This is a genomic window from Fuerstiella sp., from assembly GCA_022447225.1.
Taxonomy (GTDB): Bacteria; Planctomycetota; Planctomycetia; order Planctomycetales; family Planctomycetaceae; genus S139-18.
Window position 1 is genome coordinate 81,439 of sequence record JAKVAZ010000017.1, and the last position, 20,209, is coordinate 101,647.

Here is a 20,209-nt window from a genome sequence, read left to right on the forward strand (position 1 = left end):
AGTATAAACATCGCGCAATACAGTTCCGGCATCATTGTGGCCTTCATTCTACCTTGGACATCCAAATCACGCCAAGGCCAGTATCATGCGCTATGTCGAACGCTTGACCCCGAATGAGGGTGATCTCATGATAGAATGCTCAGCGTTTTGACAGGTTTTTAGTTGGAATTTCACATGGCACTCTTTGATCGGCAATTCGTTCCAGTCCTTGTTTTCGCGGTATGTGTCTCATCAGCTCTGGCTGCCGATCGCCCAAATATCGTGTTTATCTTCACCGATGATCACGCTCCTCATGCCATTGGGGCCTACAACGGCTGGCTGAAAAAAGTGAATCCGACACCGAATATCGATCGACTGGCATCCCAGGGGATGCTGTTCCAAAACAGCTTCTGTACCAACAGTATCTGTGGTCCAAGTCGAGCCGTTATTCAGACCGGAAAGCACAGTCACCTCAATGGCTTTATGCGGAACGGAAACAGGTTCGATGGTGACCAGCAAACATTTCCCAAACTGCTCAGAAAGGCCGGTTATCGAACAGCGATCACAGGGAAGTGGCATCTTGGAACTGATCCGCAGGGCTTCGACTACTGGAAGATCCTGCCGGGACAGGGAGCCTACTACAATCCGGTATTCCGCAGCCCGAGTGGCATAGAAACGATTGAGGGACACTGCACAGACATTGTTACCGACCTTGCACTGGCGTGGCTCGAAGAACAGGTGAACAGCGATCAGCCATTCATGCTGATGTGTCAGCACAAGGCCCCCCACAGGCCCTGGATGCCGGCACTGCGACACCTCAAGCTCTACGACGATATCGATATTCCGGAACCGGCGACGCTGTTCGACGACTATGAAGACAACGCCAGTCCCCTCCGGTATCACGAAATGGGGATCGACCGGCATCTGGATCTGATCTCAGACTGCTTCGGTCCGGAGCTTCAGAATCGGACACAAAACAACAAATCGAAAGACCTGTCAGGAATCCAGACCCTCAGGAAAATGACGCTCGCGCAACGATCCAACTGGGATGCAGCATTCGACCCGAAAAATAATGAACTTCGGAAGCTGTCACTGTCCGGCAGGGAATTTGTTCGCTGGAAATACCATCGTTACATCCGCAATTACCTCAGATGTATCAAGGGAATTGATGAAAGCGTTGGACGATTGATGAACTTCCTGTCCGCGAAGGGGCTGGATCAAAATACGATAGTTATTTACTCCTCTGATCAGGGATTCTTTCTGGGGGATCATGGTTTGTTCGACAAGCGTTGGATGTATGAGGAGTCAATGAAAATGCCCATGATTGTCAAATGGCCGGGTGTGACGCAGCCAGGTGCTGTGAACACCGACCTGATTCAGAATCTTGATTACGCAGAAACCTTTCTTGATATTGCCCAGGCCCCTGTCCCGGACGACATGCAGGGACGTTCTCTCGTTCCGCTGCTGAAGGGAACAACACCGACTGACTGGCGCCAGTCAATTTATTATCACTACTATGAATACCCGAGTTATCACATGGTGGCCCGACATAACGGGCTTCGCACGGAAAAGTACAAACTGATTCATTTTTATCAGTTTGACGAATGGGAGTTCTACGATCTGCGCGCAGATCCGGACGAGCTCAAAAACGAATACGCGAATCCTCGCTATGCCGACATCGTGACTCGACTCAAGATGCGTCTTGTTGCGTTAAAAAAAGAATACCGGGACGATTCTGACACCAGTCCCCTAACACCGCAACAACGTAGAAAATTTCGGCCTGCAGGCTGAGCGAATCATGTTCACTCGCGACACTCGAAGAGATCTGAAACCCAGCTTACTTCGACGTTAGCGGCCCACTTGACGTATCAAAAAATCGGACCTGAGGAAGTATTTGCGACGGGCACACCAAATACACAAAGGTATCGAAAACCAGTGCCATCAACCTGGTGACCGGCACTGTTTACCAGGCGAAATGAGCGAACGCTTTGTTTGCGTCTGCCATGCGGTGAATGTTTTCACGTTTCGTCATAGCCGCGCCCTCACGTCGGAAGGCGGCCATGAGTTCATCTGCCAGTGAACGATGAACCGGCCGGCCTTTCTTACTGCGAACAGCCTCCAGCAGCCAGCGGATCGAAAGTGTCTGCTGTCGCCGAGGACTCACGGGAGTAGGAACCTGATAGGTCGCACCACCGACACGCTTGGAACGTACCTCAATCGCCGGCTTGACGTTGTCCACTGCGGTCATAAAGACTTCGAGCGGTTCCTCTTCCGGCATCTGTTTCTGGATATAATCGAGTGCGTCGTACACAACTCTTGTTGCGATACTCTTCTTGCCATCGTACATCAGACAGTTAACGAACTTGGACAACAGCACTGAATTGTAGCGGGTGTCCGGTTTTAACTGTTCAGCACTTGCAGTGAATTTCTGTACCATGACCTGATCAATACGTTCAAAAAAGGCAACGGACTCCGACAGAACAACAAACGGTAAGTATGCCAACGTTTAATTTAACAGTAAAAATATTCGCAACGCTGACCCTTTTCGTGTTTCGCTTATTTTGGACGCTTGTTTCCGTAGCGACTGCGTGCCTGACGACGGTCACTCACACCCAGTGTGTCCAAAACACCACGAACAACTTTGTACCGCACCCCGGGAAGGTCACGAACACGACCACCACGGATCATCACAATCGAGTGTTCCTGAAGATTGTGTCCTTCACCTGGAATGTAGGCCGTTAATTCCTTCCCGTTGGAAAGTCTCACTCGAGCGACTTTGCGCAAAGCTGAGTTTGGCTTTTTCGGAGTCACTGTCTTCACCTGCAGACAGACCCCCCGTTTCTGTGGGCAACCCTCCAGCAAAGGAGTCTTGCTGCGGGCACGCTGCTGTTTTCGCGGCTTTCGTACGAGTTGATTAATAGTCGGCATTGCACACAGCTTTTGAAGATCGAGCCAAAAGCGACCAGTTGGCAAAAAAACGAATCACGAAATCTACCCGTGGTTCTTCAGGGCGTCAACCGACCCTTACGGAATCCCGATGCGATTCCCGAGGCCAGGCAGATGGGCCGCATCTTACAGGTCATCCGGAGTTAAATCTGCCAATGAAGGTGCTCGCGGACTGTCATCATCTTCGTGAGCCCTCCGAGCGGCTATTTCTGTATCGGTCAGCAGATTCTGACGGGCCGCCATCATCCTTGCTTTGGCTTCCTGCTGTTCACGAATGGCCTGATCATGAATTCGAACATGAGCCTCCTGATGCAGGTGGAAACCGGTCCCGGCCGGGATCAGATGTCCGAGGATGACGTTTTCCTTCAACCCGACCAGATTATCGACCCGACCTGCCAGTGCTGCTTCGGTAAGAACCTTAGTCGTCTCCTGAAAACTGGCCGCTGAAATGAAACTCTCGCTCTGAACGGAAGCCTTGGTAATACCCAGCAGCTGAGGACTCGCCTGTGCAGGCCGCAGCTTGGTGAATTTGGCCGGTTTGCTGACTTCGGCGTTCACTTCCTCGATTTCATTCAACTGGACCTTGTCGTCGATTTCATATTCTGTATCGCCCGGATCGGTCACACGGGCCATTGAATTCAGTGATTCATTTACTCGTTTTAACTCAAACTTGTCAATCAGAATGCCGGGCAGCAGATCCGTGTCGCCTACATCATCAATACGAATTTTTCGAAGCATCTGGGCGACGACAATTTCAATATGCTTATCATCGATTTCAACACGCTGAGCCCGGTAAACATTCTGAATCTCGTGCAGCAGATACTGTTGAACCTCTTCCGGCCCACTCACCCGCAGAATGTCGTGTGGTACTAAAGGACCACGGACCAGCGCGTCACCCGCTGTCACAATGTCGCCCTGGTGCACCAGCAGTTGTTTGCCGTGTGGAATGGAATGTTCAATTTCAGTTCCGTCCTGACCTCGAACCACGACAACTCGTTTGCCTCGTTTCTTTTCGGCCAGCAGTTCGATCTCACCGTCGATTTCAGCTACGACAGCCGGATCTTTCGGACTGCGGGCCTCGAAGAGTTCTGTGACGCGCGGCAAACCGCCGGTGATGTCCTGCGTTCCCGCTGATTCCCGGGGAGTCCGTGCGACTGCAGCACCGGCCGTTACCTTGTCACCGTCGATGACTTCAATCGATGCACCTTCGGGCAGGTAATAGAAGTCCAGAATTTTTCCGGCACCATCTTCCAAGATCACCTGAGGATGCAGGCCGCCGCGATGTTCGGTGATCGTTCGACGGAGATTTCCTGATGCGTCTTTTTCGGAACGGACGGTCTGTCCCTCGACACAGTCATCCAGTCGCACCTTGCCGCCAACCTGAGCAATGATGGGGATTGAGTGTGGATCCCAGTTGCAGAGAACTGCTCCTTTTTTGACTTCCTGGTTTTCGATGACCTGCAACACTGCTCCGTTCGGTACGGTTTGTTTCTCAACTTCACGTCCTTTGGCATCGACAATGGTAATCTCACCATTACGACCCAGTACCACCTGTTTCCCGTCAGCATTGGTTACGCAGCGAATGCGGGCAAATCGAATTTGACCACCACGTTTGGCCAGTAATTCGTTCTGTTCCATCTCGGTTTCTGCCACGCCACCGATGTGAAATGTTCGCATGGTGAGCTGAGTTCCTGGTTCGCCGATACTTTGAGCCGCTATGATGCCCACAGCCAGACCACGTTCCACCAGATCCCCGGTTGAGAGGTCCATGCCGTAACACAGCTGACACATTCCCAGGGGAGAATCGCAGGTCATAGGACTGCGTACCTGAATTCGTTCCAGCCCCATCGCTTCGATTTTGCGAGCTTTTTCAACGGTGATCAGTTCACCTTCGCGAACAATGATTTCATCCGTAATCGCATTGACGATGTTAGTTCGGCTCACACGACCGCGGATTGCATCGGCCAAGCCAACTTCAACTTTTTCACCGCGATAGACAACACCGCGGGTGAGTCCTTTGGTCGTGCCGCAGTCATGCATTGTGACGACCATGTTCTGACAGATATCCGCCAGTTTACGCGTCAGATATCCACTGTCTGCTGTCTTCAGAGCGGTGTCTGCGAGTCCCTTTCTTGCTCCGTGTGTTGAGCTAAAGTATTCGAGAACGGAGAGCCCTTCACGGAAGTTTGACTTGATGGGGGTTTCGATGATTTCGCCACTTGGTTTTGCCATCAAACCTCGCATCCCTGCGAGCTGCTGGATCTGGCCCACGCCGCCTCGAGCACCAGAGTGTGCCATCAGATAGATTGGGTTCACGTACCGGCCTTCGTCACGAACGTCATGTTCGAGTTGTTCCATCATGCCTTTGGTTATTTCCTCACGAGCGTGCGTCCAGATGTCCAGTACTTTGTTGTAACGCTCCTGATCGGTGATCCGTCCCCGTTGAAAGTTTTTCATTAATGTCAAAACTTTCTTTTCTGAATCACCAATTACTTTCTCTTTGTTTGGGGCGGTCTTCAGATCGCTGGCTCCGAATGACAGCCCGCTGCTGGTTGAAGCCTGAAAACCGCAGTTTTTCATGCGATCCAGTAATTCAATGGTTTCTGAACGTCCCAGTTCCAGATAGCAGTCCGATATGACCGTTGCCAAATCCTTGCTGCGCATCGTCATGTTGTAGTAAGACATTCGACTCGGCAGAATGTCATTCATCATGACTCGACCTGGAGACGTCTCAACCAGTCCTCCGGCCTGATAATCTTTTGCTCCGTCTCCCTTCAATCGTTTGTCTCGGGGCATCCGCATTTTTATGGTTGCATGTCGCGAAACTTTTCCGAGCTCAAATGCCATAAAAACGTCGTCGGTTGAGGCAAAAACCATTCCTTCACCGCGCTGCCCCGATCGCATGAGCGTCAGATAGTAGCATCCCATCACAATGTCCTGTGATGCACTGATAATCGGAGCGCCGTTTGCCGGACTGAAGATGTTGTGAGTCGACATCATCAGTGACGTGGCTTCGACCTGAGCTTCGATCGAAAGTGGCAGATGGACAGCCATCTGGTCGCCGTCGAAATCAGCATTGAATCCTTTGCAGACCAGTGGATGCAATTTGATCGCGTTTCCTTCCACCAGAATCGGCTCAAATGCCTGAATTCCGATACGGTGGAGCGTGGGGGCCCGGTTCAGCATTACCGGATGATTGCGAATCACTTCATCCAGGATATCCCAGACATCTTCATCTCGCCGTTCCAGCATTCGCTTGGCACTTTTGATAGTGTCCGCATGGCCAAGTTCCTTCAGGCGACGAATTACGAACGGCTGAAACAATTCGAGAGCGATCTTCTTCGGCAGACCGCACTGGTGCAGGGATAGCTCGGGGCCGACGACGATCACGCTGCGTGCAGAATAGTCGACGCGTTTTCCGAGCAGGTTTTCACGGAAACGTCCCTGCTTGCCTTTGATCATGTCCGTCAGAGACTTGAGTGGCCGATTAGAGGATCCCAGGACCGGTCGTTTGCAGCGATTGTTGTCAAAGAGAGCATCTACGGACTGCTGGAGCATTCGCTTTTCGTTGCGAACAATAACGTCAGGAGCATTAAGATCCACCAGTTTCTTCAAACGGTTATTGCGGTTGATGATTCGTCGATATAAATCGTTTAGGTCACTGGTCGCAAAATTACCCGAATCCAGCAGCACGAGCGGGCGCAGATCCGGAGGTATCACAGGAATTACGTCCAGCACCATCCATTCCGCCCGATTATCGCTGTCACGCAGTGACTCGATGACTTTCAGACGCTTAATCAGATCTTTTGTTGTCGACTGACTCTTTGTTTTAGCCAGATCACCGCGTAATTTTTCTGACATTTCTACTAGACGCATTTGCATTAAAAGCTTTTTGATAGCCTCTGCACCCATGCCAACTTCAAACGCGTCTTCACCATAATCGCGACGGGCTGAGCGGGCCTCGTCTTCCGTCATCATCTGGCACAATTCCAGCGGCGTTTCGCCAGGATCAGTCACAACGAAGTCCTGGAAGTAGATGACTTTTTCCAAGGACGTTGTCTTCATGTTAAGCAAGGCGCCCAGTCGACTCGGCATCGATTTGAAGAACCAAATATGCACGACCGGCGCAGCCAGCTCAATGTGTCCCATCCTTTTGCGACGGACTCGACTGTGTGTTACTTTCACACCACAGCGGTCGCAAATCATGCCTTTGTATTTCATTCCGCGGTATTTACCGCACGCGCATTCCCAATCCTTTTCCGGGCCAAAAATTCGTTCGCAAAAGAGTCCGTCTCGTTCCGGGCGATACGTTCGATAGTTGATTGTTTCCGGTTTTTTTACTTCGCCGAAGGACCAGCTGCGAATGTCGTGCGGGCTGGCAAGACCAATCTTTACAGAGGCAAAATCATTAACTCGATCAAACGTGGTTTCAGTGACACTCACGTTGAGAACTCCTTAACAGCCTGTGGTATTTCAGGGAGTACTTCTTCATTGACCGTCGTGGAACGGGTCGACGGACTGGAAGACGGAAAAGACGAATAGCACTAATGCCCAGCTTTCTCCAGCTGCATATTCAGGCACAGTCCGCGAATTTCATTGTTGAGTACATCGAAACTTGCAGGGGTACCGGCTTCCAGTGTGTTTTCACCTTTGACCATTGATTCATAAATCTTTGTGCGGCCTTCCACATCGTCACTCTTAACAGTCAACAGTTCCTGAAGAATGTAAGCAGCGCCGTAGGCCTCCAATGCCCAGACTTCCATTTCACCGAACCGCTGTCCGCCGAATCGGGCTTTTCCACCAAGTGGCTGCTGAGTGATCAATGAGTAGGGGCCTGTGGCACGGGCATGAACTTTATCATCCACCAGGTGATGCAGTTTCAGCATGTAGATCTGGCCAACCGTGGTTTTTTGTTCCATCGGTATACCCGTCCGTCCGTCGAACAAACGAGCTTTTCCGTCCTCCGGTAAACCTGCTTCGACCAGTGCTTCACGAACTTCTTCTTCCGTCGCACCGTCAAACACCGGGCAGACGGCCCGATAACCAACCTTGCCGGCTGCCCATCCCAGATGGGTTTCCAGAATTTGACCGACATTCATTCGACTCGGAACGCCCAGCGGATTGAGAATGATGTCGACCGGAGTTCCGTCTTCGAGGAATGGCATGTCCTCAATCGGCAACACCTTCGAGATGACTCCTTTGTTTCCGTGCCGGCCGGCCATTTTGTCGCCAACTGAGATTTGCCGACGTGACGCGACATAAACCTTAACCATTTGCAGCACTCCACTGGGCAATTCATCACCCCGTTTCATACTGTTAACTCGGTGATCTTCGGTATCGATTACGTCTTCTACCGCGGGCCAGTGGTCCCTGATCAGCCGGCGTGCAGCTGTTTTTTTGTCTGCACTGCGGATCTCCAGACTGTCGAAATGATTCGGGAAGTCCCGCGCAAACTGTGCGACGGCACCGACATCTTCAAGTGTGCCCATATCCCGTCCGTCAGCATCGGTCAGGGCTCTGCCAAGGACCGATTTAAGTTCTTTTGCAAACTCCTGATATTTTTCTGCTATTCGACCGGCGGCATCGGTTTCGACCTGTTTGAGATCGTCTTCAAATCGCTTTCGTTCGATATCAGACAGACTCATCCGACGGGAAAATCGTTCCGTGTGAATTACGATTCCACCGACCCCGCTGGGAACTTCCAGCGACTCATTCTTCACATCTTCACCGGCACGGCCGAAGATTGCATGCAGCAGCTTTTCTTCAGGTGTGAGTTCGGATTTGGCCTTCGGGGAAACTTTGCCGACAAGAATGTCTCCCGGCAAAACTCGGGTTCCGACATGCACAATTCCGTCATCGTTCAAATGGCGCAGAGCCTTCTCGCTTACATTTGGAATGTCACGAGTGAATTCTTCCCGCCCCAGTTTGGTCTCACGGATTTCCACATCGAATTCATCGACATGAATTGACGTATAAACGTCTTCCTTCACCAGACGTTCGGACAAAATAATAGCATCTTCAAAGTTGAATCCTTCCCACGACATAAACGCGACAAGAACATTTCGGCCCAGCGCAAGAGACCCGTTCCTGGTGGCCGCACTGTCGCATAAAAGCTGGCCTGCTTTCACCCTGTCGCCCACAGCTACGATTGGTTTTTGATTCAGACATGTTCGTTCGTTCAATCGAGTAAATTTACGCAGGGGATAACTACGATCGCCGACGTCGACTCGGTTGGCGTCCACATACGAGACAGTTCCGCTCTTGTCAGCTCGTACCAGCATTCCTGAGTGCTGGGCCACGTGATCTTCCATTCCGGTTCCCACGACCGGTCGCTCTGTTATCAGCAACGGGACTGCCTGCCGCTGCATGTTTGACCCCATCAATGCCCGGTTGGCATCGTCGTGCTCGAGAAAAGGAATCAGTCCGGCCGACACACCAACCATCTGACAGGGGGCCACATCGATGTACTGAACCATGTCTTTGGAAACCCAGACCACGTCACTGCGGAAACGAGCCAGAACCAGGTCATCGACAAGTTTGCCGTTCTCAACTGGTGTATCTGCCGGAGCTACATACACTGATGATTCCTCATCCGCACGTAACCACACGACTTCGTCCGTGATCTTCCCTTTTTTGATCACTCGATAAGGGGAAATCAGAAATCCATAAGGGTCCACCTTGGAGAAGATGCCGAGACTGGAAATCAGTCCAATGTTCGTGCCTTCCGGTGTTTCGATCGGACATATACGACCATAGTGAGAAATATGAACATCGCGAACTTCAAAGCCTGCTCGCTTTCGATTCAGACCGCCCGGTCCCAAAGCACTCAAGCGACGTTCGTGGGTCAACATGGACAAAGGATTGGTCTGGTCCACGACCTGCGAAAGCTCACTGCGACCATAGAAGAAATCGATGGCTGCTGACACACTCTTGGGATTGATCAGAGTGCGAGGAGTCATGCCGTCGACTTCCTTCATGCTCATTCGTTCCTGAACCGTCCGTCGGAGCTTGAGGAACCCCTTGCGAATTTCATCGGTCCCGAGTTCATCGATGGTCCTCAGTCGCCGATTCCCCAAATTGTCAATGTCGTCGATTGATGCCGTATCGTCCTTCCTTCGAAGTCGAGTGATGTAACGAATGGCATTGACGAAATCATCCGGTCGCAAGGTCATTTCATCGTCAGATACTTCCTGATCGAATTTCCGATTGATTCGAAAACGCCCAACACGTCCCAGACGGTACCGGTTGACATCAAAGAATTTTTCACGGAACAGGTCAGAGGCCTTGTCCAGGTTGGGGGGGTTTCCTGGTCGCAGACGCTGGTAAATCCGAAGAAGTGCCTCTTCGTGCGAAGCTGTGCTGTCTTCGTTGAGTGTATTGATGATCAGCAGATCCGTGACGTCCTTCAACAATTCGATTGAAGTCAGACCCGAACCCAGTAACTCTTCGACCATTCCTTCTGTGATCTGGCCACCGGCATCACAGAAAATTTCCCCGGCCCGATCATGTCCTTCCGGAAAAACAACATCATCTGCACAGTATCGTCCCTGAATTTTCTCCGGTGTCAGACGTGACGACACCTTCTGCTGTTCTGACTCGTAAAATAGTTTCAGCAGCGCAGAGTCCGTTGAATATGCCGGATCCATTGCACGTAACAGTGTGAGCGCTGAAAACTTACCGCTCTGATCAATCCTGACTGCTACAGCTTCCTTCTTGGTAACAATAAGTTCGATCCAGCTGCCACGTTCCGGAATAATCCGGCAGGAGTGTGTTTTTCGATCGCTGCTGGCAGTTTCTTCCGCCAGTACAAAATCGACGCCAGGTGAACGATGAAGCTGGCTGACGACTACACGTTCGGCACCATTTACAATGAATTCTCCGCCTCCGATCATGACGGGAATGTCGCCGAGATACACTTCCTCCTCAACGGGTTGTTCTTTAACCAGACGCAGCCAGACACGAAATGGTCGCCCGTATGTTAGTCGCAACTGCCGACACTCTGCAGGTGTGTAACGGGGCTTTCCGAGTTCGTAACGAACGTATTCCAGGCGGAACTGACCATCGTAGCTTTCAATCGGGAAGACCTCCCGCAGGATCCCTTCCAGGCCTTGGTCCCGACGATCGCGCGCAGAACGTCCGAGCTGTAGAAAACGACCGTAGGATTCCGTCTGAATCCGAGTCAGATCTGTAATTTCGTAGTCCGCCGTGATTTTCCCAAAATCTCGGACCGTATCTCTGTCGATCGTACGAACTTCAGGAACGGGCATGTTGGTCTTTGCCTTCCGTTTTCGGGTGACACTGAGCTAAACGCACAGCGGCCAACCGTAGATCCCGAGACACAGAGGTCTGAACTGTCACCCGGGGCATTTTGGTTTTAACGATGCCTGAACTGTTTACGAAGGGTCAGACCACTTCCTCAATCTCAACGGGCTGATCTGCGCACGACAAAAGACACCTGCTCAGAGCAGAGCAAATGTCTTCCTGATTCACGGTTTTGCCAAACTCCTGTGTAAGCAAGCTAACCGTCGATCATCATGAGTCACTTGAGACTTAACCTGAATTCGCAGAGCATCCGCGAAACGGTGGTGGATTAAGGATCCTGCTGCAGTCAGGTCAAATAGAACTAAAGTCCGGACGCACCAAGCCAATACCACCAAAAAATTGCCGACCACACCGGTTTGGCGGGCCACACCAGCTGTCCAACCCGCCATGATCCGGACGTCAACCGCATCTTAACAGGCAGAACCACATTTTGCCACTAACTCAAGGGCCTGAGTGGGACTAGTCCCGCTCAGGACTCTGAAAACAGCTTCATTTCAGAAAAATAGCTGATTATTTGATTTCACAGGTGCCGCCGGCACCCTCGATTTCTTCCTTCAGCTTGTTCGCATCTTCTTCTGAGAGGCCTTCTTTGACCGGTTTGGGAGCTCCTTCCACCAGTTCCTTGGCTTCTTTGAGTCCAAGGCTCGTCGCCGCTCGTACGACTTTAATCACTGGAATCTTGTTGCCACCGTCACCAGTCAAGATCACGTCAAACTCGGTCTTTGCTTCTGCTTCACCAGAGCCTCCGTCCGAATCACTGGCAGCAGGAGCCATCATGACGGCACCACCACCTGCCGGTTCAATCCCGTGAACTTCCTTAAGATAGTCCGCGACCTGCTTGGCTTCCAGCAAAGTGAGTCCGACGATTTTGTCACCCAGCTCCTTCGTAGCTGAGTCAAATTCCGATGTTGCTTCTGCCGTGGACATCAGCGATTACCTTTCGTTTCTCTTAGTGAAGCTGTTTGGCAAAACTATTGACCAAACCCAAGCCTGGACAACCAGAACGGGTTCGTCTCAATTTCCTATGACTCGCCGCCGTCGGCGATTGATTTCAGTGCACCGGACAGTTGGCCACCTGGTCCCTTAAGGGCACCTGCCAGTCGGCTTGCCGGCGACAACATTAAACCGGCGATCTGGCCGATCAATTCCAGACGACCGGGGCTTTTACTGAGTGCATCCACGCCGGCCGCATCGAGGGTCTTTCCCTCGACCGTTGCTCCTTTGATTTTCAGCCCCTTGGCCTGTTTCGACCATTTTGAGATTTCCTTAGAAAGAGCAACGACGTCATCGCCACCCCAGATGAGTGTTGAGGGGCCGGCAAGAATTTCGTCCAGACCTTCAACACCGATCCGGGCCAGCGCATTGCGCGCTATCGAGTTCTTGACCGTGAGTGCTGAGATGTTGGCATCCGCAATTCCGGTTCGCCACTGATTGTTAGTGATGGCATCCATCGCAGAACAATCCACCACAAGCATGTCACGTGCATCACCAATGCGACCGGTGATATCCGCAATCAACATATCTTTTATTCGACGACTCATCGCACTTTTTTCCCGCGACAGATCACAACTAACACCCTGCCAGGGTTATTTTCGATTCATCTGTCAGCTTGTTATTACGTCAATACGTCGGCCCCGGCCTGCCGTCATACCGCTATGGCAATCCCCGGTGACATCGTGGCCGACAGACACGCTCCCCGAACGTAGACACCCTTCGAAGTTGCCGGTTTCATGTTCTGTATGTACCGGAGCAATGATTCGATGTTTTCTCGTAACTGTTCTTTTTCAAATGACATCCGTCCGACCACGCAGTGAACGTTGGAACCGGAATCAACTCGAAATTCAACTTTACCTGCTTTGTACTCGTTGATAGCAGTCGTAATATCCTGTGTGACTGTTCCAGCTCTTGGTGACGGCATGAGGCCACGTGGCCCCAGCACCCGGCCAAGAGGCCCAACAGTGCCCATCATATCCGGTGTGGCGATTACCACGTCAAAATCAAGCCAGCCATCCTTGATTCTGTCTGCCAGTTCCTTGCCGCCCACATGGTCTGCACCCGCTGATTCCGCTACGGCCAGATTGTCACCCTTGGCAAACACCAGTACGCGTTGCGATTTGCCGATTCCATGGGGCAGTACGATCGATCCTCGCACCATCTGATCCGCCTGTTTAGGGTCGACTCCTAATCGCACGGCGATTTCGACAGTCTGGTCAAAACCACAGGGCTTTACTCCTTTCGGTAATCCTTCCTCCAGAGACTTCAGTGAATCAACAGCATCCGCAACATTCAGTACGCCTATTTCAGCCGTTTTTTTTGCTAAAAACTGAAGTCGTTTTGATTTGCCAGCCATGTCTGTACCTAACACCCGACGGTCGCGAATTCGAATCGCGAGATAATTCATTGATCACACAGCCGAGACCAAGTTGTTGGTATTCACAATAAGATTATGAATTAGTTAGGGGGTCGGCTGAACTGTTTAAAAAAGTGAATTTGCTTTCCTGATGCAGGACCGACAGAGCCGATTCCGCCTGTTCGTGAAAAACGTTGTCAATGTCGACACAATCCAATAGGACTAGTCGGTCACTTCAAGACCCATGCTGCGGGCAGTTCCTGCAATCACACGAACTGCCTGGTCCATAGATGCCGTGTTGAGATCGTTGAACTTTGTTTTTGCGATCTCTTCCAGTTGAGCTCGATTAACGGATCCGACCTTGTTGGCTAACGGATTTCCTGACCCTTTTGCAATTCCTGCTGCTTTCTTTAGCAAGACAGCAGCAGGCGGACTCTTCAGAATAAAATCAAAGGAACGGTCGTTATATACAGAGATCACGACCGGAATCGTTGTACCTCCGGATTCTTTCGTTCGGTCATTAAACTGCTGCACAAACTGGCCGATATTGACCCCGTGTGGACCAAGTGCTGTTCCGACCGGTGGCGCGGGCGTCGCCTGTCCGCCTGGAATCTGGACCTTAATTTCAGCAACAAGCTGCTTACCCATGGAAACGCCAACCTCATACACAAATTGCACGACCGAAAAACGGTCGGCTGATTCACTCAGGAGGTGATGAACAAAACCTCCCGCTGTTACGAAACAGTTCTCAAACGGACTCGACCTGCCAGTGATCAAGCTCCACCGGAGTCGACCGTCCAAATACCTCAATCAACACCGATATCTTTCCGCTGTGATCATCGATCTCTTCAATTGTTCCTTCAAAATTTTCAAATGCTCCGTCCGTGATTTTTACCATTTCACCCTGTGAAAACGATATTTTTACTTTGGGTGCAGAGACAGCTTCCTCTTCAACTTTGCCCAGCATGCGATCAACTTCATGCTGCTCCATTGGGATCGGCTTGCCGGCTGTACCTGCAAAATCGCCTACCCCACTGGTATCCCGAACCAGATACCAGGTCTCGTCATTCAATACCATTTGAATCATGACGTAGCCTGGAAACAGCTTTCGCTCACTTTTCCGGGCTTTGCCGCTTCGAGTGTCGACCACTTTTTCTGACGGAATCACGATCTCGCCGAATTCGCTGTCCAGCTCCTCCAATTTTATTTTTTTCAACAGTGCATCACGAATGGTTCTCTCACGGTTCGTTTGAACCTTGAGCACAAACCAGCGCATTTCACCCGAAAATTCTGATAGCTCATCCACCATCAACTGCGATCCCAACGCGTCTACCGTCACCTAACACGCAAGCGAGATATCCTGATGACGCGAACGTGACATTGCAACCTGCCGGTCACAACAATCGACAGTTTGACGAACTCCCAAAACCAACAATCCCAACTCACACGAACTCACAGCCTGTGCTGAGAGCAACAATTAGTAATCAATAAATCCGACGAGCTTAAACAGCCACTTCCAGACGAAGTCCGCAACAGTGAGGAATATTCCCAGTGTTACCATGACCGTAATAACCACAATCGTAGCCTGCGTGACCTGCTGAGTGCCCGGCCAGACGACTCTTTCGAGTTCAGCTTCTACAGAAATTAAAAAATCAGCGAATTTCGGCACATTAATGACGCGAAACGAAATCCAGCAAAAAACGGCCCACACTGCCAGCGGCACACCAACGCGGAAATACTGACGTTCATTCATCACTCCCTGCAGCTGGCCGTGCAGTGCAATAGCTCCAAATCCAGACAAAATGATCAGGCATATCAACGTAGAACGCCGTACCACGCGCCCCTGGCGCGATTTGTACAATGCGATGCGAAACAGTTCAGGGAGTACTTCGATCCCAATACCCTTGCTTGACATCAGTTCCGGCCTCTCACGATAACCCGCACAACACCCGAAACACGGGCGGAGGGACTCGAACCCCCAACCTGCGGATTTGGAATCCGCTGCTCTGCCAATTGAGCTACGCCCGTAAACACGAACGGCTCATCACTTCTTCCGCGACTCTTTGTGAAGTGTATGCCGACGAAGTTTTGGACTGTATTTCATCAGCTGCAGACGTTCCGAGCCGCGAGTCTCCTTAATGATGCGATAGTTCCGCATCCCCGTCTCGGTGCATTCCAGCCAAACATACTCTCGCACGATAAGCCTCCCACAATAAAAACTGCCTGCTCAGATATCGTGAACAGACAGCTTCCTGTCGATCACTCAGCACTATTCAAGAATCTTTGTTACAACACCGGAGCCAACCGTGCGACCACCTTCACGAATCGCGAAACGGCTTCCCTCATCCATGGCAATCTGCTTGCCCATTTCCACTTCCAGTTTTACGTTATCTCCAGGCATGCACATCTCGGCCCCGCCCATCAGTGCTGTTGTTCCCGTCACGTCCGTGGTCCGGAAGTAGAATTGAGGGCGATAACCGGTAAAGAACGGGGTGTGGCGACCGCCTTCCTCTTTACTTAACACGTAAACTTCGCACTCAAACTTTGTGTGAGGGTTGATGGATCCGGCAGTCGCCAAAACCTGGCCACGCTCAATCTCTTCTTTCTTGATGCCGCGAAGAAGCAGTCCGACATTATCGCCGGCGATTCCTTCATCAAGCGTTTTCTGGAACATTTCAACACCTGTGCAGGTCGTCTCGGCAGTTTCCTTTAGCCCGATGATCTCGACCTTGTCACCGACGTTGATCCGACCCTGCTCAATTCGGCCAGTTGCCACCGTGCCGCGACCTTCAATTGAAAAAACGTCTTCCACTGCCATCAGGAAAGGCTTATCCGCCTCGCGAGCCGGCTCCGGAATATTGGCATCCAATGCGTCCATCAACTCAGTAATACACGCGCTGTAAGTTTCATCTTCCGGATTATCCAGCGCTCCCTTGGCGTTACCCTTAATCAGCGGGATGTCATCACCAGGGAAGTCGTATTTACTCAACAACTCCCGAGCTTCCATCTCGACCAATTCCAGCAAGTCCTCATCGTCGACCAAGTCGCATTTGTTGAGGAACACGACAAGAGCCGGAACATCGACCTGACGGGCCAACAGGATGTGTTCACGAGTCTGTGGCATTGGACCGTCCGCAGCCGAAACGACGAGAATGGCACCATCCATCTGGGCAGCACCAGTGATCATGTTCTTAATATAGTCTGCGTGCCCCGGGCAATCGATGTGAGCATAATGACGCTGTGGCGATTCGTACTCTACGTGTGACACTGCGATTGTCACGGTCTTGGTGTCGTCGCGAACAGTTCCTCCCTTAGCGATATCTGCATAGCTCTTAAAACTTGCCATCCCCTTCGCGCCCTGCACCGCCAAAATTGCAGCAGTCAGCGTTGTCTTTCCGTGGTCGATGTGACCAATGGTACCCACATTAACGTGAGGCTTCGTTCGCTCAAATGTCTCTTTTGCCATCTCCTGAACTCCAGATCGATCTAAGCCAGAGCAGACATAATGCCCGGCGCAACCACCATTAAAATCGAAAAACGGTACCTCACGCGAGGCACCAAACAATGCAAACCAATCAACAATAGCTGCTGATGGGACTTGAACCCATGACCTCGTCCTTACCAAGGACGCACTCTACCAACTGAGCTACAGCAGCGTGAGAGACCCCATAGGAGCGGGCGATGGGAATCGAACCCACACCACCAGCTTGGAAGGCTGGAGTTCTACCGTTGAACTACGCCCGCTTGACTGCCGAACACAAACCCGACCAATCAGCAGAACCGATCAATCTGAATCCGCGCCAGACAGAATCTGTGAGGTGGGGGCGGCAGGATTCGAACCTGCGAAGGCTTCGCCACCAGATTTACAGTCTGGCCCATTTGGCCGCTCTGGAACACCCCCCTCAACGCCTGCAGCTACAGCAACAAAAAAGAACGGCAAGCCGCTCCAACACACGCCTGCCGTAGTTCACGTTAGCTAGCGGTGGGACTCGAACCCACAACCTCCGGTTTACAAAACCGGAGCTCTGCCAATTGAGCTACGCTAGCGCAGACCGACCCCCGGTGGCGAGCCAGGAAGTATAACAATCGGCAAATCGCAGGCAAGGCCGATCCCGGAAAGCTTTGGAGTCTTCCCAGCATGGAAAAAACATGGACTTCATATTGGCACCGAACCCCAAAATTAAGTGGGGACCGTGTTCGGGAACAGGCACTTGTCGGTTCACGTGACACACTCGAGAGAACATCGATGGTGAGATCTCGATTCCATTGGCCTGAGAGCCAGCCAAACGAATAATGAGTAGCTACACACCGCTGAAACCTGTAAGCCGCCGAATTTGGATTTTCGGCATCAAAACTCAGGGATTTCGACTCGTTTGTGCTTGGCGATCTTTCGCATTTTGTCCAGAGTCCTGACTTCGATCTGGCGGACACGTTCTTTGGTCACTCCCAGGCGATGACCAACCTGCTCAAGTGTTTCGGGTTCCGACCCTCTCAGCAGACCAAAACGACAGGAAATGACCTTACGTTCCCGACCATCCAGTTCCTCCAGAATTTCACTCAACGCTGTGCGCTGAGCCATATTCTTGATTTCCGCGGCGAACTGATTGGCTCTCAGGTCATCCGACTGCTGGAACAATTCTTCGTAGCCGGTACGGAACCGATCGTTGCGAGTATGTTCTGCAGGAACGGATCTTGCGAAGTTCTTCATGATGGCCCAGGACGCATACGTAGAGAATTTGTTGCCTCTCGCGTAATCGAATTTCTCGATCGCCCGAATCAGCGAGATGTTGCCATCGCTGACCAGTTCAAAGAAATTCACGCCTGGATTCAGATGTCGTCTGGCAATTGACACGACCAGCCGCAGATTTGAGCGAATCAGGAGACTTTTGATTTTCGCAACATCTTCCATTACAGACGTCAGTTTCCGGGCTACTTTTCCAACCGGTCGACTGAGGTCCAGTTCGGCCTGAAGTTCACTCGCCTGCATTTTGAGAAAGTTCATCAGGCGAAAATAGTGCTGTTCCTGTGGTTTATTGAGCAGCGGGACTCGATACAGATCCGCCAGGTAAGCTGGCAGACCGGAAGGCGCTCGAACTGCTCCCTTCCTGTCATCATAGTCCGGTGCGTCCACACAGATAACGCGTTCGGCATCCGGCTTGTGGAATTCAGGGCTGTCCATAAATTCGATTGGAGCTGCCTTTAAACGCTGGGCCCCTACTGATGCGAGTACTGCCTTAATGGAAGACTGAGACCGACTGAATCGTCGCGCCAGATCAGCCACCGGTACTCCGTGGTCGTGCAAATCGTACACCAGCTCCTGATGCTTATTAGACAACTGCCGTCCAGGATCCCCAAACAAAGCATTTTCCGGGTGTTTTCGATCATAGTCACGGAGGGTGTAACGAATGGTTTCCGCTGCCCGTTTGAACTGTAGCCCAAGTCGGCGGCTTACTGCAGTCAGACCGAAACCGTCCGCAGCGAGTATTCTCGCCTGAAGAATCACCTGCTGCCGTTCTGCACCGGTCATTTGCCGAAAGGTTCGTCCCCGATCGATTTCTCTTCGATGGCTGGCAACGAATCGTTCGAGAGTATTTTGTGGAATCACGACCCTCAGACGTCCGTTTACTTTCATTCGCCTGCTGGCGAGTCCGCGGTTTCTCCAACGGTCGACTGTCTTTGTCGAGACATTAAATCGGTCACTGACCTGCTGTACGGTCAGGACCGGGATGTCTGTTTCGCGTACTTCCTGTCCCAGACTTTCGGAAATATCCTCAATTAAGCAACGAAGATCGTGGAGCAGATCATCTGCGGGCAATTCCACGTCGGCGCAGGAATTCGGGCGATAGCCTGTGATGTGCTCGCAGATATCGCCGTAAGTTTGAGTCTCTCTGGACTGTAGTTTCTCCAGGAGAGATTCCGTTTGCACAATCTGCCGGTGTCGCACAGGCTGCGGTGCAAACCGCTTCTGCTGAAACGCAAGTTGTGCGATCATTTGCGAATGGTAACGCGTCATAGTTGACCTCCTGATTCACTCGATCAAACAAATTGCCAGGTTCTGTTCCCGCTGTTGTCGAACTGAATTTGCAAAGCGTGTGCCATCAACAACACCGTGTCATGGTCAGGGCCAGTCACCGGACCATTCCTGATTGTCCTGAGTCATAGAGTTTCAGTAATTTTTGGCCTCAGACGTAAAACAAAAAAACTGTGCGAATTGCACCCGGTCAACATCTAACAGGGACTCAAAGATTGCAAAAATGTTCGTCAAAACCCCACCAGGATTACATTTCTGATGAAACTTCCTCGGTCAACAGGCCAGTACTGATCAGGTCGACCGGCAGCTTGTAAGACTCGACGTTGGCGACATCAAAACTAGGGCAAATGCGCCATCACAACGATGACACCTGTCCCAAATAAGAGATCGGAATATTTACAATCCACGACAGCAGGAGAAAACGGTTAACCGAGCATGCTGCTGCAGTAAATTGCTTCACTCTGACGAAATCCGCCTCAATTCGTGCGGCCGGACATCCGTTCGGAATCACCTTCCTCATTTCCGTAAATAGTTGCCTGGCAGTAACTAAGCCCCGGACAAATTTGAGGAACTTTGTAATC

At 51.4% G+C, this 20,209-nt stretch carries 14 protein-coding genes and 5 tRNA genes; 1 reads left to right on the forward strand and 18 read right to left on the reverse strand.

The annotated features are described in order from the left end of the window. Positions 1–174 precede the first annotated feature (174 nt). A complete protein-coding gene (locus tag MK110_18030) occupies positions 175–1,770 on the forward strand; it encodes a sulfatase (protein ID MCH2213209.1) in 1,596 nt (531 codons plus the stop codon). A 172-nt stretch (positions 1,771–1,942) separates the two neighbouring features. On the opposite strand, the gene rpsG is transcribed toward MK110_18030, so the two are convergent. From rpsG to MK110_18120, 18 genes are all read right to left on the reverse strand, one after another. Beyond that, positions 1,943–2,416 carry a 30S ribosomal protein S7 gene (gene rpsG / locus MK110_18035; protein MCH2213210.1) on the reverse strand — a complete coding sequence of 158 codons (474 nt, stop codon included), beginning with the start codon at positions 2,414–2,416 and terminating at the stop codon, positions 1,943–1,945. A gap of 119 nt (positions 2,417–2,535) precedes the next feature. Next, positions 2,536–2,907, reverse strand: coding sequence for a 30S ribosomal protein S12 (gene rpsL, locus MK110_18040; protein ID MCH2213211.1), 372 nt, complete (start codon positions 2,905–2,907; stop codon positions 2,536–2,538). 144 nt (positions 2,908–3,051) lie between these two features. Next, positions 3,052–7,368 carry a DNA-directed RNA polymerase subunit beta' gene (rpoC, locus tag MK110_18045; GenBank protein ID MCH2213212.1) on the reverse strand — a complete coding sequence of 1,439 codons (4,317 nt, stop codon included), beginning with the start codon at positions 7,366–7,368 and terminating at the stop codon, positions 3,052–3,054. Positions 7,369–7,469: 101 nt separating this feature from the next. Continuing rightward, positions 7,470–11,192 carry a DNA-directed RNA polymerase subunit beta gene (gene rpoB / locus MK110_18050; GenBank protein ID MCH2213213.1) on the reverse strand — a complete coding sequence of 1,241 codons (3,723 nt, stop codon included), beginning with the start codon at positions 11,190–11,192 and terminating at the stop codon, positions 7,470–7,472. Between the two features lie 565 nt (positions 11,193–11,757). After that, a complete protein-coding gene (gene rplL / locus MK110_18055) occupies positions 11,758–12,174 on the reverse strand; it encodes a 50S ribosomal protein L7/L12 (protein ID MCH2213214.1) in 417 nt (138 codons plus the stop codon). Between the two features lie 95 nt (positions 12,175–12,269). After that, positions 12,270–12,788: a 50S ribosomal protein L10 gene (rplJ, locus tag MK110_18060; GenBank protein ID MCH2213215.1), complete on the reverse strand. Its 519-nt coding sequence runs from the start codon at positions 12,786–12,788 to the stop codon at positions 12,270–12,272. A 104-nt stretch (positions 12,789–12,892) separates the two neighbouring features. Continuing rightward, entirely contained in the window at positions 12,893–13,597 is a 705-nt protein-coding gene (gene rplA / locus MK110_18065; protein MCH2213216.1) for a 50S ribosomal protein L1, read from the reverse strand. 222 nt (positions 13,598–13,819) lie between these two features. Continuing rightward, a complete protein-coding gene (rplK, locus tag MK110_18070) occupies positions 13,820–14,245 on the reverse strand; it encodes a 50S ribosomal protein L11 (protein ID MCH2213217.1) in 426 nt (141 codons plus the stop codon). 100 nt (positions 14,246–14,345) lie between these two features. Next, complete coding sequence (gene nusG, locus MK110_18075) at positions 14,346–14,906, reverse strand: transcription termination/antitermination protein NusG (protein ID MCH2213218.1); 561 nt, start codon at positions 14,904–14,906, stop codon at positions 14,346–14,348. Positions 14,907–15,074: 168 nt separating this feature from the next. Next, positions 15,075–15,512 carry a preprotein translocase subunit SecE gene (gene secE / locus MK110_18080; protein ID MCH2213219.1) on the reverse strand — a complete coding sequence of 146 codons (438 nt, stop codon included), beginning with the start codon at positions 15,510–15,512 and terminating at the stop codon, positions 15,075–15,077. A 40-nt stretch (positions 15,513–15,552) separates the two neighbouring features. Further along, positions 15,553–15,625, reverse strand: a tRNA-Trp gene (locus tag MK110_18085). Between the two features lie 16 nt (positions 15,626–15,641). Beyond that, positions 15,642–15,794 (reverse strand): 50S ribosomal protein L33, encoded by a 153-nt coding sequence (gene rpmG, locus MK110_18090; GenBank protein MCH2213220.1) that lies wholly within the window; start codon positions 15,792–15,794, stop codon positions 15,642–15,644. 72 nt (positions 15,795–15,866) lie between these two features. Beyond that, positions 15,867–17,063 (reverse strand): elongation factor Tu, encoded by a 1,197-nt coding sequence (gene tuf, locus MK110_18095; GenBank protein MCH2213221.1) that lies wholly within the window; start codon positions 17,061–17,063, stop codon positions 15,867–15,869. Positions 17,064–17,180: 117 nt separating this feature from the next. Continuing rightward, a tRNA-Thr gene (locus MK110_18100) sits at positions 17,181–17,253 on the reverse strand. A 17-nt stretch (positions 17,254–17,270) separates the two neighbouring features. Continuing rightward, positions 17,271–17,341: transfer RNA gene (locus tag MK110_18105), tRNA-Gly, on the reverse strand. A gap of 75 nt (positions 17,342–17,416) precedes the next feature. Beyond that, positions 17,417–17,498 (reverse strand) — tRNA-Tyr (locus MK110_18110). A 73-nt stretch (positions 17,499–17,571) separates the two neighbouring features. After that, a tRNA-Thr gene (locus tag MK110_18115) sits at positions 17,572–17,644 on the reverse strand. A gap of 301 nt (positions 17,645–17,945) precedes the next feature. Further along, a complete protein-coding gene (locus MK110_18120) occupies positions 17,946–19,610 on the reverse strand; it encodes a sigma-70 family RNA polymerase sigma factor (GenBank protein ID MCH2213222.1) in 1,665 nt (554 codons plus the stop codon). Between the last annotated feature and the right edge of the window lie 599 nt (positions 19,611–20,209).

Bases quoted from the DNA above. Each gene is read 5' to 3' on its own strand.
- MK110_18030 (MCH2213209.1), top strand. From the start codon at position 175: ATGGCACTCTTTGATCGGCAATTCGTTCCAGTCCTTGTTTTCGCGGTA.
- rpsG (MCH2213210.1), bottom strand. From the start codon at position 2,416: ATGGTACAGAAATTCACTGCAAGTGCTGAACAGTTAAAACCGGACACC.
- rpsL (MCH2213211.1), bottom strand. From the start codon at position 2,907: ATGCCGACTATTAATCAACTCGTACGAAAGCCGCGAAAACAGCAGCGT.
- rpoB (MCH2213213.1), bottom strand. From the start codon at position 11,192: ATGCCCGTTCCTGAAGTTCGTACGATCGACAGAGATACGGTCCGAGAT.
- rplL (MCH2213214.1), bottom strand. From the start codon at position 12,174: ATGTCCACGGCAGAAGCAACATCGGAATTTGACTCAGCTACGAAGGAG.
- rplJ (MCH2213215.1), bottom strand. From the start codon at position 12,788: ATGAGTCGTCGAATAAAAGATATGTTGATTGCGGATATCACCGGTCGC.
- rplA (MCH2213216.1), bottom strand. From the start codon at position 13,597: ATGGCTGGCAAATCAAAACGACTTCAGTTTTTAGCAAAAAAAACGGCT.
- rplK (MCH2213217.1), bottom strand. From the start codon at position 14,245: ATGGGTAAGCAGCTTGTTGCTGAAATTAAGGTCCAGATTCCAGGCGGA.
- nusG (MCH2213218.1), bottom strand. From the start codon at position 14,906: ATGGTGGATGAGCTATCAGAATTTTCGGGTGAAATGCGCTGGTTTGTG.
- secE (MCH2213219.1), bottom strand. From the start codon at position 15,512: ATGTCAAGCAAGGGTATTGGGATCGAAGTACTCCCTGAACTGTTTCGC.
- tuf (MCH2213221.1), bottom strand. From the start codon at position 17,063: ATGGCAAAAGAGACATTTGAGCGAACGAAGCCTCACGTTAATGTGGGT.
- MK110_18120 (MCH2213222.1), bottom strand. From the start codon at position 19,610: ATGACGCGTTACCATTCGCAAATGATCGCACAACTTGCGTTTCAGCAG.